15 protein-coding genes are annotated in these 17,001 nt (G+C 64.7%); 14 read left to right on the top strand and 1 reads right to left on the bottom strand.

Features of this window, described 5'->3' with window-relative positions; all coding sequences use genetic code 11:
- The first annotated feature begins 69 nt into the window (after positions 1–69).
- From IVB27_RS35670 to fabZ, 13 genes are all read left to right on the top strand, one after another.
- Positions 70–810 (top strand): carbonic anhydrase, encoded by a 741-nt coding sequence (locus IVB27_RS35670; RefSeq protein WP_247447371.1) that lies wholly within the window; start codon positions 70–72, stop codon positions 808–810.
- A 200-nt stretch (positions 811–1,010) separates the two neighbouring features.
- Positions 1,011–3,512: a caspase family protein gene (locus tag IVB27_RS35675; RefSeq protein ID WP_247447372.1), complete on the top strand. Its 2,502-nt coding sequence runs from the start codon at positions 1,011–1,013 to the stop codon at positions 3,510–3,512.
- A gap of 222 nt (positions 3,513–3,734) precedes the next feature.
- A complete protein-coding gene (locus IVB27_RS35680; RefSeq protein ID WP_247349258.1) occupies positions 3,735–4,724 on the top strand; it encodes a 30S ribosomal protein S2 in 990 nt (329 codons plus the stop codon).
- Between the two features lie 132 nt (positions 4,725–4,856).
- Entirely contained in the window at positions 4,857–5,780 is a 924-nt protein-coding gene (gene tsf / locus IVB27_RS35685; protein WP_247447373.1) for a translation elongation factor Ts, read from the top strand.
- A gap of 60 nt (positions 5,781–5,840) precedes the next feature.
- A complete protein-coding gene (pyrH, locus tag IVB27_RS35690; RefSeq protein ID WP_247349256.1) occupies positions 5,841–6,557 on the top strand; it encodes a UMP kinase in 717 nt (238 codons plus the stop codon).
- 66 nt (positions 6,558–6,623) lie between these two features.
- A complete protein-coding gene (frr, locus tag IVB27_RS35695; RefSeq protein ID WP_247349255.1) occupies positions 6,624–7,187 on the top strand; it encodes a ribosome recycling factor in 564 nt (187 codons plus the stop codon).
- Between the two features lie 93 nt (positions 7,188–7,280).
- The gene (locus IVB27_RS35700; RefSeq protein WP_247349253.1) at positions 7,281–8,039 is read left to right on the top strand and encodes an isoprenyl transferase; all 759 of its coding nucleotides are present in this window, start codon (positions 7,281–7,283) and stop codon (positions 8,037–8,039) included.
- A complete protein-coding gene (locus tag IVB27_RS35705; RefSeq protein ID WP_247447374.1) occupies positions 8,036–8,878 on the top strand; it encodes a phosphatidate cytidylyltransferase in 843 nt (280 codons plus the stop codon). Before IVB27_RS35700 ends, IVB27_RS35705 begins: the two co-directional genes overlap by 4 nt.
- 4 nt (positions 8,879–8,882) lie before the next feature.
- Complete coding sequence (dxr, locus tag IVB27_RS35710; protein WP_247349251.1) at positions 8,883–10,106, top strand: 1-deoxy-D-xylulose-5-phosphate reductoisomerase; 1,224 nt, start codon at positions 8,883–8,885, stop codon at positions 10,104–10,106.
- Positions 10,107–10,150: 44 nt separating this feature from the next.
- Positions 10,151–11,302: an RIP metalloprotease RseP gene (rseP, locus tag IVB27_RS35715; RefSeq protein WP_247349250.1), complete on the top strand. Its 1,152-nt coding sequence runs from the start codon at positions 10,151–10,153 to the stop codon at positions 11,300–11,302.
- Positions 11,303–11,487: 185 nt separating this feature from the next.
- Positions 11,488–14,040: an outer membrane protein assembly factor BamA gene (gene bamA, locus IVB27_RS35720; protein ID WP_247349249.1), complete on the top strand. Its 2,553-nt coding sequence runs from the start codon at positions 11,488–11,490 to the stop codon at positions 14,038–14,040.
- 125 nt (positions 14,041–14,165) lie between these two features.
- Positions 14,166–15,233, top strand: a complete 1,068-nt coding sequence (lpxD, locus tag IVB27_RS35725) for a UDP-3-O-(3-hydroxymyristoyl)glucosamine N-acyltransferase (RefSeq protein ID WP_247349248.1) — start codon at positions 14,166–14,168, stop codon at positions 15,231–15,233.
- Between the two features lie 41 nt (positions 15,234–15,274).
- A complete protein-coding gene (gene fabZ / locus IVB27_RS35730; protein WP_249803886.1) occupies positions 15,275–15,691 on the top strand; it encodes a 3-hydroxyacyl-ACP dehydratase FabZ in 417 nt (138 codons plus the stop codon).
- Between the two features lie 10 nt (positions 15,692–15,701).
- Here fabZ and IVB27_RS35735 read toward each other — a convergent pair whose 3' ends face one another.
- Positions 15,702–16,025: a KTSC domain-containing protein gene (locus tag IVB27_RS35735; RefSeq protein ID WP_247447375.1), complete on the bottom strand. Its 324-nt coding sequence runs from the start codon at positions 16,023–16,025 to the stop codon at positions 15,702–15,704.
- A 177-nt stretch (positions 16,026–16,202) separates the two neighbouring features.
- Here IVB27_RS35735 and lpxA point away from each other — a divergent pair, with 177 nt between their 5' ends.
- Positions 16,203–16,997, top strand: a complete 795-nt coding sequence (gene lpxA / locus IVB27_RS35740) for an acyl-ACP--UDP-N-acetylglucosamine O-acyltransferase (protein WP_247447376.1) — start codon at positions 16,203–16,205, stop codon at positions 16,995–16,997.
- Positions 16,998–17,001: the final 4 nt, after the last annotated feature.

Consider the following 17,001-nt stretch of genomic DNA (forward strand, 5'->3'; position numbering starts at 1 on the left):
TTTCGTCACATCGTTGCGGCTATGATTGCACCGATACCGTTGGTCCATCGCGCCGGGAGGAAACGTAACATGTGCGACAAATGCAATGAATCCCTACAGGAGAAGATCGTACCATCGCGGCGGTCCGCGATGTTGTTTGGTGCCTCGGCCCTCGGCCTCGTCTTGACCGGCAGGGCCTTCGCCAAGGAAACGAAAACGCCGCCCAAGCCGCAGAACGTGCTGTCGCCCGACGCATCATTGAAGCGCTTGGTGGAAGGCAATGCGCGCTATGTCGACGGCGTGGCGCGGCGTCATGATTTCAAGCACGAGCGCGAGGCGCTGGCGGGCGGGCAGAACCCGTTCGCGGCCGTGCTGAGCTGTGCCGATTCGCGCATCGCGCCGGAATATGCCTTCGACACCGGCCGCGGCGATCTGTTCGTCTGCCGCGTCGCCGGAAATTTTGCCGGCACCGAGACCATCGCCAGCATGGAATATGCGGTCGCCGTGCTCAACGCGCCGCTGATCCTCGTTCTCGGCCATGACGCTTGCGGCGCCGTCGATGCGACGCTGAAGGCGATCAAGGACAACAAGCCGCCGCCGGGCCACATCCCCTCGCTGGTCGATGCGATCGCGCCTGCCGCCAAGGCTGCGATGCAGCAAGGCGGGAACGTCCTCGACAATGCGATCCGGCAGAACGTGATCGACAACGTCGCGAAGCTGAAATCGGCGGCGCCGATCCTCAATGCGGCCGTGGAGCAGGGCAAGCTCAAGGTCGTGGGCGGCATCTACCGGCTCACGACGGGAACGGTCGAACTGATCGCGCAGGGCTGACGCGCTGATCGCCTCGCGCCGGTCCACCGTCGCGAGGCTGATGCGAGTCTGACGCAGGAGCTTGGCGCCGGCAACGGGCGCCATGCCTCCGCCTCAATCCAAGCCCTTCGTTATTTGGGCCTTTCGTTCAAGTGCCATTCAGCTGACCACGCGTTTGATGCGTGGCGGCACCTCAACAACAAAAAGCGGGCAAGCAAGCGATGCATGGGACGCTCAGAGCCTTCATCTGCCTTCTCCTGCCGATCGCGGTTTTTGCCGCGGGCGCGCCGGATCCGGCGCGCGCTCAGCAGCAGGAAAAGCGCATCGCGCTCGTGGTCGGCAACGGCGCCTATGCCAAGTCGCCGCTGGCGACGACCGCGAACGATGCCGGCCTGATCGCGCAGACGCTGCAAGCGGCGGGCTTCGACGTTGTCGGCGCCCGCGATCTCGACGGCGACACGCTGCGCAAGAGTTTTCGCGACTTCATCCAGAAGGCGCAGGCCTCCGGCCCCGGCACCGTCGCGATGATCTATCTCGCCGGCTACGGCGTGCAGCTTGCGGGTGAGAACTATTTCATCCCGGTCGATTCCAACATCACCCGTGACACCGACATTCCGACCGAAGGCCTGCGCATCAGCGACTATGCGCGGCAGCTCGCTTCCGTTCCGCTCAAGGCCAACATCGTCGTGCTCGACGCAGCGCGGGCGCAGCCCTTCGTCGAGGGCGGCCAGCCGATCGCGAGCGGGCTTGCGTTGGTCGAGCCCGATCCGAACATGCTGATCGCCTTCAATGCCGCGCCCGGCACGGTGGCGCCGGAGGAGCCGGGGCCATACGGCATCTACGCGCAATCGCTGGCGGAGATGATCCGCACCGGCGGCCTGCCACTGCCTGATGTGTTCGATCGCGTTCGCCTGCGCGTCAACGAGGCCAGCAAGGGCGCGCAGGTACCCTGGAACGAGCAGAAGATATCGGCGCAGTTCTCGTTCTTCGAGCGCGGCCCCGACGCACCGCCGCAGGAGGCCGCGCCCGACCAGGTCGCCGCGATGCGTAACAAGCCGATCCGCGACCTCGGCGTCCAGGATGCCTATGCCGCCGCGCTCGCGCGCGACACACTGCCGGCCTATGAGGAGTTTCTCGGCGCCTATCCGAATGATCCGATGTCCAAGCGCGTGATGGCGATCGTCGCGGCGCGCCGCGAGGCGATCACTTGGCGGCGGACCTATCGGACCGATACGCCGGAAGCCTATTGGTCGTATCTGCGTCGCTATTCGCGAGGGCCGCATGCGGCCGACGCGCGCCGTCGCCTGGCGATCCTGACCGCGCCGGTCGAGCCGCCGCCGAGCTTTGCGATGATCGACTATGACGTACCGCCTCCGCCGCCGGAGGAGATCGTCTATGTCGACCGTCCGGTGCTGTATTTCAGCGATCCCGATTTTGGCTTCGCGCCGCCGCCGCCGCCGCCGATCTACTATCTGCCGCCGCCGCCGCCGGATTTCGTCGTGCTGTCGCCGCCAATGCCGGTGCTCGGCCTGTTCGTGCTGCCGCAGCCGGTTTTCGTGCCGATCCCGGTGTTCGTCAGACCGCCGATCTATGTCGCGCCGCCGCCGAACAACATCATCTACCAGAACATTCACAACACCACGGTCATCAACACCGTCATCAACCGGCCGCAGGCATTGCCGGCGGGTGCGGGGCCGGGGCCCGGACCGGGCAATCTCGCACCAGCCGTTGCCGGCCGCGCCAGCCCGGCCGGTCCCGCCGTGCCGCAGGCGGTCGCGCAGCGCGCCGCCCTGATTCAGCAGGGCAAGGCGCCGATGCCGCCGAGCGCGACGATGCAGCCGACGGCAAGGCCAAGGCTAGCTCCGGCGACGCCGGCCAATGTCGCGCCGACCGCGGCACCGATCGGAGCGCCAACCGCTGCTCCATCGGCCAGGCTGCCCCAGGCCAATACACTGCCGGTTCCAGGGAGCCATGGCGGGCCGCCGACGCCACCAGCGGGGGCAGGGCCTCTGCCGGGCGGCAGACCTGTACCTCCGACGGCGACTGCACCCGGCGCGCCGCTGCCGACGCATCCGGGGGCGCCGCCGACTGCTGGTCCCGGTACCGCTCTGCCGGCTCATCCCGGTGCGCCAACCGCCGCGGCGCCGCCGACGGCTAAGCCCATCACTGCAAATCCGGCCGCTGCGGCCGGCCAATCGCCGAAGCCGCCGGTGGCCCAGCCCGCGCCCGGGACCAGGCCCGGGGAGCATGGCAAGTCCGCGACCCGTAACCCGGCTGGCACGCCGCCTGCTGCCCGCACGCCTCCCGGCGCAGCTGGACGACCGGTCACCCCGCCGCCCTCTGCCGCGCGCGAGCCGATCAGGCCCCAGAATCAGCCGTCGGCTACTCCCGCGCAGGCCGCCCGGCCGTCGGCATCACCACCGCGGCCTCAGGCCGTGGCGAGGCCGACTCCACCGCCGGCCGTGGCGCGTCCGGCCCCGCCGCCTCCGCCGCGTGTTGCATCGCCGCCGCCGGCCCGGGTGGCTCCCCCCGTCGCGGCCGCTCGGCCAGCGCCGCCGCCAATGGCCCGACCCGCGCCGCCGCCGCCGGTAGCCCGGCCGGCGCCACCGCCGCCGCCCCGGATGGCCGTCGCGCCACCGCCGCGCCCGGCAGCACCTCCGCCGCGTCCCGCGGCCCCGCCGCCGGCGGCAAAGAAATGCCCGCCGAACCAGCCCAGATGCTAGTCGCGGGCCAAGGCGCAGCGTGGTCTTTACGGAAGAGGGCCTCTCGCGGGCGAAAACCGCCGCAGAAAGGCCCTTATTTCCTTGCTTCTGATTGGAATCGCGCTATACAGCGCGCCATCTCACACGGAAGCATGGCTCACAAGGCCGTCCGGTGGCAGCCGGGGCGACAACGCTCCGTTCTGCTCACACGCTTCCGGAGGAACCAACCGGAGAATTAGAACGATGGCACTACCCGATTTCACTATGCGTCAGCTCCTCGAAGCCGGCGTGCACTTTGGTCACCAGTCTCACCGCTGGAATCCGAAAATGGCCCCTTTCATTTTCGGCGCTCGCAACAACATCCACATCGTCGACCTCGCGCAGACCGTGCCGTTGCTGCATAACGCCTTGCAGGCGGTCAGCGACACTGTCGCCAAGGGCGGCCGCATCCTGTTCGTCGGCACCAAGCGCCAGGCGCAGGACGGCGTCGCCGACGCTGCCAAGCGCTGCGCGCAGTACTTCGTCAATTCGCGCTGGCTCGGCGGCACGCTGACCAACTGGAAGACGATCTCGGGCTCGATCAAGCGCCTGCGTCATCTCGACGACGTGCTCGCCGGTGGCGATGCCTCCTCCTACACCAAGAAGGAGCGCCTGACGCTTCAGCGCGAGCGCGACAAGCTCGACCGTTCGCTCGGCGGCATCAAGGACATGGGCGGTCTGCCCGACCTGATCTTCGTGATCGACACCAACAAGGAAGACATCGCGATCCAGGAAGCCCAGCGGCTCAACATCCCGGTCGCCGCGATCGTCGATACCAATTCGGACCCGAAGGGCATCACCTATGTGGTGCCGGGCAATGACGACGCCGGCCGCGCCATCGCGCTTTATTGCGATCTGATCGCGCGTGCGGCGATTGACGGCATCTCGCGTGCCCAGGGCGATTCCGGCGTCGACGTCGGCGCTTCGGTTCGGCCGGCCGCCGAAGAGCTGCCGGTCACGAGCGGCTTCCAGGGCCTCGCCGGTCCGCGCGGCACCTCCGACGACCTCAAGAAGCTCCCGGGCGTGTCGGGTGCGATCGAGAAGAAGTTCAACGACCTCGGCATCTTCCATTTCTGGCAGCTCGCCGAGCTCGATCACGACACCGCGCACAAGATCGGCGAAGAAGTCGGTCTGCCGAGCCGGGCCGATGCCTGGGTGGCCAAGGCCAAGGCGCTGACCGCGGAAGCGGAATAGTCAAAAGAGCGATGGGTTGGCCGGATAAGCTCCGGCCACCATTTCAGTTGACGCGAATTCCTGAGATGGACCGCGGCGGGGCAATTGAATGCCACGCCGCGGCGAACCGGCAGGCAAAAAGGATTTTCAACGATGGCAACGATCACAGCTGCGATGGTCAAGGAGCTGCGCGAGTCGACCGGCGCGGGCATGATGGACTGCAAAGCCGCGCTGACCGAAAACGACGGCAACATGGAAGCGGCGCAGGATTGGCTGCGCAAGAAGGGCCTGTCGAAGGCCGCCAAGAAGTCGGGCCGTGTCGCCGCCGAAGGCCTGATCGGTGCGCTCACCAAGGGCACCAAGGGCGTCGTGGTCGAGGTCAACTCCGAGACCGACTTCGTCGCGCGCAACGGCCAGTTCCAGGGCCTCGTCAAGATGATCGCCCAGGTCGCATTCGACGTCGGCGCCGATGTCGAGAAGATCAAGGCCGCCAAGGTCGGCGACGTCACGATCGAAGCCGCGATCAATGACGCGATTGCCACCATCGGCGAGAACATGACGCTGCGCCGCGCAGCTTCGCTCGAAGTGAGCCAGGGCGTGGTGTCAAGCTACGTCCACGGCGCGGTCGTCGAGGGCGCCGGCAAGATGGGCGTGATCGTGGCGCTGGAATCGCCGGGCAAGGCCGATGAACTCGCAACGCTGGGTCGCCAGATCGCGATGCATGTCGCGGCCGCCAATCCGCTGGCGCTCGAACCGTCCGGTCTCGATCCGGTGGTCGTTAAGCGCGAGAAGGACGTGCTCGCCGACAAATATCGCCAGCAGGGCAAGCCCGAGAACGTGATCGAGAAGATCGTCGAGTCCGGTCTCAAGACCTACTACAAGGAAGTCTGCCTGCTCGAGCAGGCCTTCATCCACGACACCGGCAAGTCGGTGGCGCAGGCGGTGAAGGAAGCCGAAGGCAAGGTCGGCGGCGCGGTGAAGATCGCGGGCTTTGTGCGCTATGCTCTCGGTGAGGGAATCGAGAAGCAGGAAAGCGACTTCGCGGCCGAGGTCGCCGCGGTCAGCGGCAAGAAGTAAGCGCCGGAACGTTCCTTCCGGCGTGCCGCCGGAGGCGGCGCCCGGACAAGGAAAGTGCTCATGACTGATCCGGTCTATCGTCGCGTCGTGATCAAGCTGTCCGGCGAATATCTCGCGGGACAGCAGGGTTTTGGCATCGACCAGCCGACCATCGACCGGGTCGCGGACGATCTGATCGCCGCCCGCCAACTGGGCACCGAGGTTGCGGTCGTGATCGGCGGCGGCAACATCTTTCGCGGCGTCGAGGTGTCCTCGCGCGGCGTGTCGCGCCCGACAGGCGACACCATGGGCATGCTCGCCACCATGATGAACTGCCTCGCGCTGGAGGCGACGATCGAGCGCAAGGGAACGCCGGCGCGCACGCTGTCGGCCTTCGTCATGCCCGAGATTTCCGAGCTTTTCACCCGCACCGTGGCGCACAAATACCTCGCCGAGGGCCGGATCGTGCTGCTCGGCGGCGGAACCGGCAATCCGTTCTTCACCACCGACACGACCGCAGTGCTGCGCGCCGCCGAAATCGGCGCCGAGGCGGTGCTGAAGGCAACCAATGTCGACGGCGTCTACTCGGCCGACCCGAAGAAGGATCCGACGGCGACGCGATTCGACCGTCTGACGCATTCGCAGGCGATCGAGGGCGGCTACAAGGTGATGGATGCGACCGCCTTCGCGCTTGCCCGCGAGACGTCGCTGCCTATCATTGTGTTCTCGATCGCGGAGCCGGGTTCGATCGGCGCTATACTGCGTGGCGGCGGCCACGGAACCATTGTCGCCGGCTGACGGCTCGTCGTTGCGCCCTGAGAGAAGGGTGCGGAGAGGTCGCCGGGATTTTGAAGGAGAAACGTGATGGCCACGGATAATTTCGACCTCAACGAAGTGAAGCGCCGCATGCAGGGCGCCGTCCAGTCGCTCAAGCACGAACTTGGCGGCCTGCGCACCGGCCGCGCCTCCGCCTCGATGCTCGACCCGGTGCAGGTCGACGCCTATGGCACCCACATGCCGCTGAACCAGCTCGCCACCGTCAGCGTGCCGGAGCCGCGCCTGATCTCGGTGCAGGTCTGGGACAAGTCGATGGTCAAGGCGGTGGAAAAGGCGATCGTCGATTCCAATCTCGGCCTGTCGCCCGCGACCGAAGGCCAGGTGCTGCGCCTGCGCATTCCCGAGCTCAACGAGGAGCGCCGCAAGGAGCTCGTCAAGGTCGCGCACAAATACGCGGAAGCCGCCAAGGTCGCTGCGCGCCATGTCCGCCGCGACGGCCTCGACGTTCTCAAGAAGCTCGAGAAGAATCACGAGATGTCCGAGGACGATCAGAAGCGTCACTCGGACGAGGTGCAGAAGGCGACCGACGGCACGATCTCCGAGATCGACCAGTTGCTGGCTGCCAAGGAAAAAGAAATCCTCACCGTCTAAAGCGCGATGGATCGCGCTTTAGGTTATTGTTCGCGCATGATCATTTCGGAAAACTGCTTCGCACTCTTCCGGATCATGCTTTAAGGCAGCCTCATGTCCAACGCCGCCGCGCCAGCAACGGAAGGACCCGATCGGTCCGAGGCGCCTGCGCATGTCGCCATCATCATGGATGGCAACGGGCGTTGGGCGGCCGCGCGCGGCTTGCCGAGGGCGGAAGGCCATCGCCGCGGCGTGGAGGCCCTGCGCCGAGTGGTTCGCGCGTCGCATGAACTCGGCATCCGCTATCTCACCATCTTCTCCTTCAGCTCGGAAAACTGGTCGCGCCCGGCGAGCGAGATCGGCGATCTCTTCGGCTTGTTGCGCCGCTTCATCCGCAACGATCTGGCGAGCCTGCATCGCGACGGCGTCAAGGTCCGCATCATCGGCGAGCGGGACGGGCTGGAGGGCGACATATGCGCACTCCTCAACGAGGCCGAGGAACTGACGCGCGACAACACGCGCCTCACGCTCGTCGTCGCCTTCAACTACGGCTCGCGGCAGGAGATTGCGAAGGCGGCACAGAAGCTCGCGCGCGAAGTCGCAGAGGGGCGGCGCGATCCCGACACGATCGATGCCGAGACCCTGGGGGCGCATCTCGACGCGCCCGACATTCCCGATCCCGATCTCATCATCCGCACCAGCGGCGAGCAGCGGCTGTCCAACTTCCTGATGTGGCAGGCCGCCTATAGCGAGCTTGTCTTCGTGCCGATTCACTGGCCCGATTTCGACAAGGCGACGCTGGAAGGCGCCATCGCCGAATTTGCCAGGCGCGAACGCCGTTTCGGCGGCCTGGTCGCGAAAACCGCCTCGTGAGCGAACCCGACGCCGCCCCGGCCGGCTCTCAGCCTGCCCAGAGCAATCTCGTGATGCGGGTCCTCGCAGCACTGGTGCTGGCGCCGCTCGCCATTGCACTCGCTTATGCCGGCGGTTGGCTGTGGGCGCTTCTCGTCACCCTGGTATCGATCGGACTGTTCGCGGAATGGCTGATGGTGGTGGGCGCGGGATCGGTCGCGTTGACCGCCGCAGGGACCATCGTCATCGCCTTGATGGGATCCTGCGTCGCCTTCGGCGCGCTGAAGACCGCAATCATCACCGGCCTCATTGGCGGTGCGATCGTCACGGCGATCGCGCGGGGCAAGTTCGTCTGGGCGGCCTCCGGATTCGCCTATGCATCGGCGGCGCTGCTGGCCTCGATCCTGCTGCGGCAGGATCTCGTGAACGGCTTCGCCGCGCTGATGTTCGTGCTGCTGGTGGTGTGGGCGACCGATATCGGCGGCTATTTCGCCGGCCGAAGCATCGGCGGACCGAAGCTGTGGCCGCGGGTGAGCCCGAAGAAGACCTGGTCAGGGGCGCTCGGCGGCTTTGCCGCGAGCCTTCTGGTTGCGGCCGGCTTTGCCGCTTGCGGGCTCGGAAAGATGGTTCCATTGCTGCTCGTCAGCGCCATCCTGTCGGTCGTGTCGGCCTCTGGGGACCTCTTCGAATCCGCGGTGAAGCGGCGCTTCGATGTCAAGGATTCCAGTCACTTAATTCCCGGCCATGGCGGGCTATTGGACCGTCTGGACGGTTTTGTCGCTGCCATCCTGGTGGCATGGATTATCGGTTTCCTCCGCCATGGTGTGCATAGCGCCGGAAGCGGTCTTATGGTTTGGTGAGGACATGAGCGCGGTTCCATTGCGTAACAACAAGACTGCGGCATCGACCGTCCGCAGCGTCACGGTTCTCGGCGCCACCGGCTCGATCGGCGACAGCACGATGGATCTGCTGCGCGCCTCTCCCGAGCGCTACCGGGTCGAGGCGCTGACGGCGAACAGCAATGTCGCAGCGCTGGCAAAGCTCGCGAAGGAGTTTTCCGCGCGCTTCGTCGCGATCGCCGACACCTCAAAGTTTGCCGAGCTCAAGGCTGCGCTCGCGGGCACCAGCACCGAATGCGGCGCCGGCGAAAGCGCTGTGATCGAGGCCGGCGCGCGTCCGGCCGATTGGGTGATGGCCGCCGTGAGCGGCGCTGCCGGATTGAAGCCGGCACTGGCGGCGGTCGATCGCGGCGCGCATGTCGCGCTCGCCAACAAGGAATGTCTCGTCTGCGCCGGCGATTTCTTCATGCAGCGCGCGGCGAAAGCGGGCGCCTGCATCCTGCCGGCCGATTCCGAGCACAACGCGCTGTTCCAGGCGCTCGGCTCAGGCAATCGCGACGAGCTCGTCCGTGTCATCATCACGGCCTCCGGTGGCCCGTTCCGGACCTGGAAGTCGGCCGACATCGAGCAGGCAACCCTCGAGCAAGCCCTGAAGCATCCGAACTGGAGCATGGGCCAGAAGATCACGATCGATTCCGCTTCGATGATGAACAAGGGGCTCGAGGTGATCGAGGCTTCCTATCTGTTCGCGCTGAGTCCGGAGGAGATCGACGTCCTCGTGCATCCGCAGTCGATCATCCACGGCATGGTCGAGTTTTCCGATCGTTCGGTCGTGGCCCAGCTCGGTGCACCCGACATGCGCACGCCGATCGCGCATTGTCTCGGCTGGCCCGACCGCATCAAGGGGCCTGCTGCCAAGCTCGATCTGGCCAAGATCGGCCAGCTGACCTTCGAGGCGCCGGATTTCGAGCGCTTCCCCGGGCTGCGCCTGGCCTTCGATTCGCTTCGGACCGGGAAGGGCGCCACCACCGTCTACAACGCCGCCAACGAGGTCGCGGTCGCCGCCTTCATCGCCGGCAAGATCCGGTTCGGCGCGATTGCCAGGCTGGTGGAAGCGACGCTGGACGACTGGATCCGGAGCGGGAACCAGGCCCCGCTGACGTCAGCCGACGATGCAATCTCTGTTGACCATGTTGCGCGAAATAGAGCTGCCGCCCTATTGCCTCAAATTGCCTTAAAGGCATCCTAGATGGTTCGCGGCCGGGGCCTTGCGGCGCTGGATGAGGGAATTCGATGATCGACTTTTTCGTCCATAGTTTCAATACGTTGAGCCATGGACTCCTTGGCTATGCGGTTCCCTTCCTGTTCGTCCTGACCATCGTGGTGTTCTTCCATGAACTCGGCCATTTTCTGGTCGCGCGCTGGGCGGGCGTTCGCGTGTTAACTTTTTCGCTCGGCTTCGGACCTGAGCTGGTCGGTTTCAACGACCGCCATGGCACCCGCTGGAAGATCTCGGCGATCCCGCTCGGCGGCTATGTCAAGTTCTTCGGGGACGAGAGCGAGGCTTCGACGCCGTCGTCCGAGAAGCTAGCGGCCATGACGGCCGAGGAGCGCGCCGGCAGCTTCCATCACAAGAAGGTCGGCCCGCGCTCCGCCATCGTTGCCGCCGGACCGATCGCCAATTTCATTCTGGGCGCGCTGATCTTCGCCGGCATGGCGTTGTATTACGGCAAGCCGAGCACGATCGCGCGGGTCGACGGTGTCGTCGCCGACGGCGCTGCGGCGACAGCCGGCTTCAAGATCGGCGACGTCGTCGTCCAGATCGACGGCAAGCCGATCGAGAGCTTTGCCGACATGCAGCGAATCGTTGCGATGAACGCCGGTTCGGCGCTTGCCTTCGAGGTCAAGCGGGACGGCAGCATCGTGTCGCTGACCGCGACCCCGGCACTGCTGGAGCGCAAGGATCCCTTCGGCAACAGCCATCGCCTGGGCGTGCTCGGCATCGAGCACAAGTCTCAGGCGGGCGAAGCCTCGACTTCGCCGGTCGGCGTCGGCGAAGCGCTCAAGATCGGGGTTGAGCAGGTCTGGTTCATCATCACCAGCACCTTCAAGTTCCTGGGCGCGCTGTTCGTCGGAAACGGCAATCCGAACGAGGTGAGCGGTGTGCTCGGCATTGCGAAGATGTCGGGGCAGGCGGCCAGCGCCGGGTTCCAATTCGTGATCAACCTGTGCGCGGTGCTGTCGGTGTCGATCGGCCTGTTGAATCTGTTCCCGATCCCGCTGCTCGATGGCGGTCACCTCATGTTCTATGCGGCGGAGGTGGCCCGTGGGCGGCCCCTGTCCGAGCGGACTCAGGAGATGGGATTCCGAATCGGGCTGGGTTTGGTGCTGATGCTGATGGTGTTTGCCACCTACAACGACATCCTGCGGATGGCCGCATCCTGATAGGGCTTTTTTGTGGCGTTGCTGGGCGTTGCTCTTGGGCAACGTCTTGGAATGAAAATGAAATTACGGCGCGCTCGGCCGTTTGCGGCGTCGTTTAAATTGGCTACAAGCGGCTTGAACTTGGGGAATCTCCAGACCGGCGTTGGGGTTGGGTCTGGTGCGGAATGATAAGGGCGCGCTGCGCAATGAAGTTTGGACTGCGACTCCGGGGGGGCTTGCTCGCAACCCTGATCATGTTCGGCGCGCCGGTGCTTGCCCCGGTTGGGGCTGCTTTTGTGTCTTCGTCTGCGCTCGCTCAGACCGTGCAGTCGATTTCCGTTGAAGGAAATCGCCGTGTCGAGGTGGAGACGATCCGCTCCTATTTCAAGGCGGGTCCCGGCGGTCGCCTGGATCAAGGGGCCATCGACGACGGCCTCAAGGCGTTGATCGAGACCGGTCTGTTCCAGGACGTCAGGATCAACCGCGGTGCCGGTGGCCAGATCGTCGTCTCCGTGGTGGAAAACCCGGTGATTGGCCGCATTGCCTTCGAGGGCAACAAGAAGATCAAGGACGAGCAGCTCACTGCCGAAGTCCAGTCCAAGGCCCGCGGCACCTTTTCCCGGGCCATGGTGCAGTCCGACACGCTGCGAATCGCTGAAATCTATCGCCGCTCCGGCCGCTACGACGTTCGCGTCACCCCTGAGATCATCGAGCAGCCCAACAACCGCGTCGATCTCATCTTCACGGTCGAGGAGGGCTCCAAGACCGGCGTCAAGTCGATCGAATTCGTCGGCAACAGCGCGTTCTCGTCCTACCGGCTGCGCGACGTCATCAAGACGCACGAATCGAACCTGCTGAGCTTCCTCGCCAGCAGCGACATCTACGATCCCGATCGCGTCGAAGCCGACCGCGACCTGATCCGCCGCTTCTATCTCAAGAACGGCTTCGCCGACGTCCAGGTCGTGGCCGCGCTCACCGAATACGATCCGGAGAAGAAGGGCTTCAACGTCACCTTCAAGATCGAGGAAGGCTCGCAATACCGCGTCGGCGCGATCGACTTCCGTTCCAGCATTCCGAACTTCGATCCCACCTCGATGCGCAACTATTCGCGCATCAATGTCGGCTCGCTCTACAACGTCGAATCGGTCGAGAAGTCGGTCGAGGAGATGCAGATCGAGGCCTCGCGCCGCGGTTATGCCTTCGCCGTGGTCCGTCCCGGCGGCGACCGCAACTTCGAGGCGCACACCGTGTCGGTCGTGTTCAACATCGACGAGGGCCCGCGCACCTATATCGAGCGCATCAACCTTCGCGGCAATACCCGCACGCGCGACTACGTGATCCGTCGTGAGTTCGACGTCTCTGAGGGCGATGCCTACAACCGCGCGCTGGTCGACCGTGCCGAGCGGCGCTTGAAGAACCTCGACTATTTCAAGAGCGTGAAGATCACGACGGAGCCCGGTTCGTCGAGCGACCGCGTGATCCTGCTCGTCGACATGGAAGAGAAATCGACCGGCGACTTCTCGGTCTCGGGCGGTTATTCCACCACCGACGGCGCGCTGGCCGAAGTCTCGGTTTCCGAACGCAATTTGCTCGGCCGCGGCCTGTTCGCCAAGGCGTCGGTGACCTATGGCCAGTACGCCCGCGGCTATTCGCTGTCGTTCGTCGAGCCCTATCTGCTCGACTATCGTGTTGCGCTGGGTCTCGACTTCTATCAGCGCCAGCAGCTGTCCAACAGCTACATCTCCTACGGCACCAAGACGCTGGGCTTCTCGCCGCGCCTCGGTTTCGCCTTGCGTGAAGATCTGTCGCTGCAGCTGCGCTACTCGATCTACCAGCAGGAAATCACGCTGCCGTCCTACCTCGCGAACTGTAACAACGTGCAGACGCTGCCTGATGGCACTCCGAATCCTGCCTTCAATCCGAGTCCGGCCTTTGCCAACTCCATTGGCATGAGCCTTGCCTCGACCAACGGCCTCGGCTGCTACAGCGACGGTGAAGCTTCGCTGCCGGTGCGCAAGGAGCTTGCGGGCGGCAAGACCCTGACCTCGGCGCTCGGCTACACGCTGACCTACAACACGCTGGACAACAACAAGAACCCCACCGACGGTCTGCTCGTCGATTTCCGGCAGGATTTCGCCGGCGTCGGCGGCGACGTCTCCTACCTGAAGTCCGTCATCGACGCTAAGTACTACGCTCCGCTGGTGTCTGACGTCGTCGGCCTCGTCCATTTGCAGAGCGGCATGCTGAACAAGATCGGCTCCAACGACCTGCGCATGCTCGATCATTTCCAGATGGGCCCGAACCTCGTCCGCGGTTTCGCCCCGAACGGCATCGGCCCGCGCGACATCAACCCATACGACACGCAGGACGCCCTTGGCGGCACCAAGTATTGGGGCGCTTCGGTCGAATTGCAGATGCCGTTCTGGTTCCTGCCGAAGGAAGTTGGTCTGAAGGGCGCGGTCTATGCCGATGCCGGCGGCCTGTATGACTATAAGGGGCCGACGACGTGGGGAGTGACTGGCGAAACGACCACGCCGTTTAACTCCGGCTGCACGGCTTCGACCACCAATCCGGCGACGCCAGGTACCTGTACCGGCCTGATCTACGACGACAGCAAGGTGATCCGATCGTCGGTCGGTGTCGGCCTGATCTGGCAGTCGCCGTTCGGTCCGCTGCGCTTCGACTACGCCTTGCCGCTCAGCAAGGGCAAGTACGACCGTACGCAGGAGTTCCGGTTCGGCGGCGGCACCTCGTTCTAATTCGATCAGCACGGCACGATCCGGATCACTGGAGCCGGTTTCCGAAAGGGATCGTGCCGATTTAAGAGATGAGGCATGATGCGGTCTTGCCGCTTCATGCCGAAGCCGGACCGCGATGGGGTGGAATGGCGCAGCCGACCTTCTTCACAAAACCGCCTGCCTCAGCGTTGGCTGACATTGCCACGCTGACCAAGGCGGAGCTGGTCGATCCCGCCAAGGGCGGCCAAATCATCACGGGTCTGGCTTCGCTCGACGAAGCCGGCCCGATGCACCTGACGTTCTTCGACAATCTCAAATATGCCGACGAGCTCAAGGCGACCAAGGCCGGAGCTTGCCTGGTGAGTCCGCGTTTCGAGGCCAAGGTGCCCGCGCATGTGGCCGTGCTGCGGGCGACGCAGCCGTTCCGGGCCTTCGTCAGGATCGCGCGGGAGTGGCATGGCGACGCGCTCCGGCCGCAATCCTGGACCGGTAACGACGGCATCGCGCCGTCGGCGATCATCGACCCCACGGCCCGGCTCGAGGACGGCGTGATCGTCGATCCCCTGGCCGTGATCGGCCCGGACGTGGAAATCGGCAGCGGCACGGTGGTCGGTGTGGGGGCCGTGATCGGCCCCGGAGTCAAGATCGGCCGGGACTGCAATGTCGGCGCGCGCACCGCCATCCAGTGCGCCCTGATCGGCAATGACGTGCTGATCCACCCCGGCTGCTCGATCGGCCAGGACGGCTACGGCTTCATCTTCTTCGGTCCCGAGGGCCATCTGAAGGTACCCCAGACCGGCCGCGTGCTGATCCAGAACAATGTGGAGGTCGGCGCCGGCACCACCATTGATCGCGGGTCCTTGCGCGACACCGTGATCGGGGAAGGCACCAAAATCGACAATCAGGTCCAGATCGGCCACAATGTGACCATCGGCCGGCACTGCCTGCTGGCAGCCCAGATCGGCCTCGCCGGCAGTCTGACCCTCGGTGACAACGTGGCGCTGGGCGCGAAGGTGGGTATCAACAATCACGTCAAGATCGGGGATGGAGCTCAGGTGACTGCCATGAGTGGCGTCAAGGACGACGTTCCTCCCAACGGACGTTGGGGTGGTTTTTTTGCCAAGCCGACCAGGCAGTGGTTCAAGGAAATCTTGGCGGTGGAGCGCTTGGCGCGCGACGGCAAGGCCGAGCCGAAGCAGGAGGAACGGGAGTGACGGACGAAGCACCGGTCAGGTTCGAGCTTGTGGACATCAATATGATTCTGCAAACGCTCCCGCACCGTTTTCCGATGTTGCTGATTGATCGCGTGATCAACATCCGCACCGATTACAGCGGCATCGGCATCAAGAACGTCACCTTCAACGAGCCGCAGTTCCAGGGCCATTTCCCGGATCGTCCGGTCTATCCCGGCGTGATGATGATCGAGGCGATGGCGCAGACCGCGGGCGTAATCGGCATCAAGTCGGTCGAGGGCACCGAGAAGCCGCGGGCGGTTTATTTCCTCACCATCGACAAGTGCAAGTTTCGCAAGCCCGTGCTGCCCGGCGACACCATCGAGTATCACATGCGCTCGGTCGGGCGCCGCAAGGCGATGTGGTGGTTTCACGGCGATGCCAAGGTCAACGGCCAAGTGGTCGCGGAAGCCGACGTCGGCGCCATGCTGACCGACTGAACGGTCTGGTTCATGCGCGGCAGTCGTAGCGGCTGCCGGCTGCCTCGCGCTTGATATTCCGGTTGAAGAACTGGCCCATGGACGGAGCGCCCAGGAGGCTGTCGACGGTCTCGGCCGCGACGGCGCAATAGCGGTCATACCTGCCGTCGACCGCGACTACGAGGTTCTGCTGCGCCCGGTCGTAGCAGACGCGCTGAAGCACCGTGCTGCGGCTGATGTCGCGGCATTCGAACGTCGCGAGGTCGGTGGGGCGAAGTTCGCCGGTCTCGACGGTCTCGGAGACGATCGGTGCGGCCGCGAGCTGTGCGAGCAGAAGTGCCAGGGCCCTGACCACGATAGCTGAAGCTCCGCGTGAACTTGTTGACGAGCCGGGAAGGTTGCCTCATCCGGCACTTGAAACACGGCGAGATGATACGTCACTGGACAGATCGGGCATAGTCGCGCTAACCACCGGAAAATCGAATGACTTCAGAACGCATAACCAGCCCTTCTTGACGAGTTTGATTGCTTGATGAGCAAGATTGATCCCACCGCACGGGTCGAGGACGGCGCCGTGATCGGCGAGGGCACCGAGATCGGACCTTATTGCATCATCGGCGCCAATGTCGTGATCGGCGCGAACTGCAAGCTGATCGGACATGTGCATATCACCGCGCAAACCACGATCGGCGACGATTGCACCATCTATCCCTTCGCCTCGCTCGGCACGCCGCCGCAATCGCTCAGCTATCGCGGCGAATTGACGAAGCTCAAGATTGGCTCGGGCTGCACCATCCGCGAATCCGTGACCATGAACGCCGGCACCGTCACAGGCGGCGGAATCACAGAGGTCGGCGACCGCAACTATTTCATGAATTGCAGCCATGTCGGCCACGACTGCCATGTCGGCAACGACGTGATCTTCGCCACCTCGGCGACGCTCGGCGGTCATTGCGAGATTGGTGATTTCGTCTTCATCGGCGGTCTGTCCGCGGTGCATCAGTTCACGCGCATCGGCCCGCAGGTGATGGTCGGCGGCGTGTGCGGCGTGCGCGACGACGTCATTCCGTTCGGGCTGGCCAACGGCCAGTATGCGGCGCTGGAAGGCCTCAACCTAATCGGCATGAAGCGGCGCAAGTTTACCAAGCAGCGGCTTGCGACCGTGCGCGCGTTTTACCAGAAACTCTTCCATGGCCCCGGCACCTTTGCCGAACGCTTGGAGACGGCGCGGCCGCTCGCCGGTGAAGATCCGGCGATCGCCGAAATCCTCGACTTCATTGGCAAGGGCAAGCATCGCCCGCTCTGTCTTCCCGCCATCGCGAAGTGAGTTC

This window comes from Bradyrhizobium sp. 197, assembly GCF_023073375.1.
Lineage (GTDB): Bacteria > Pseudomonadota > Alphaproteobacteria > Rhizobiales > Xanthobacteraceae > Bradyrhizobium.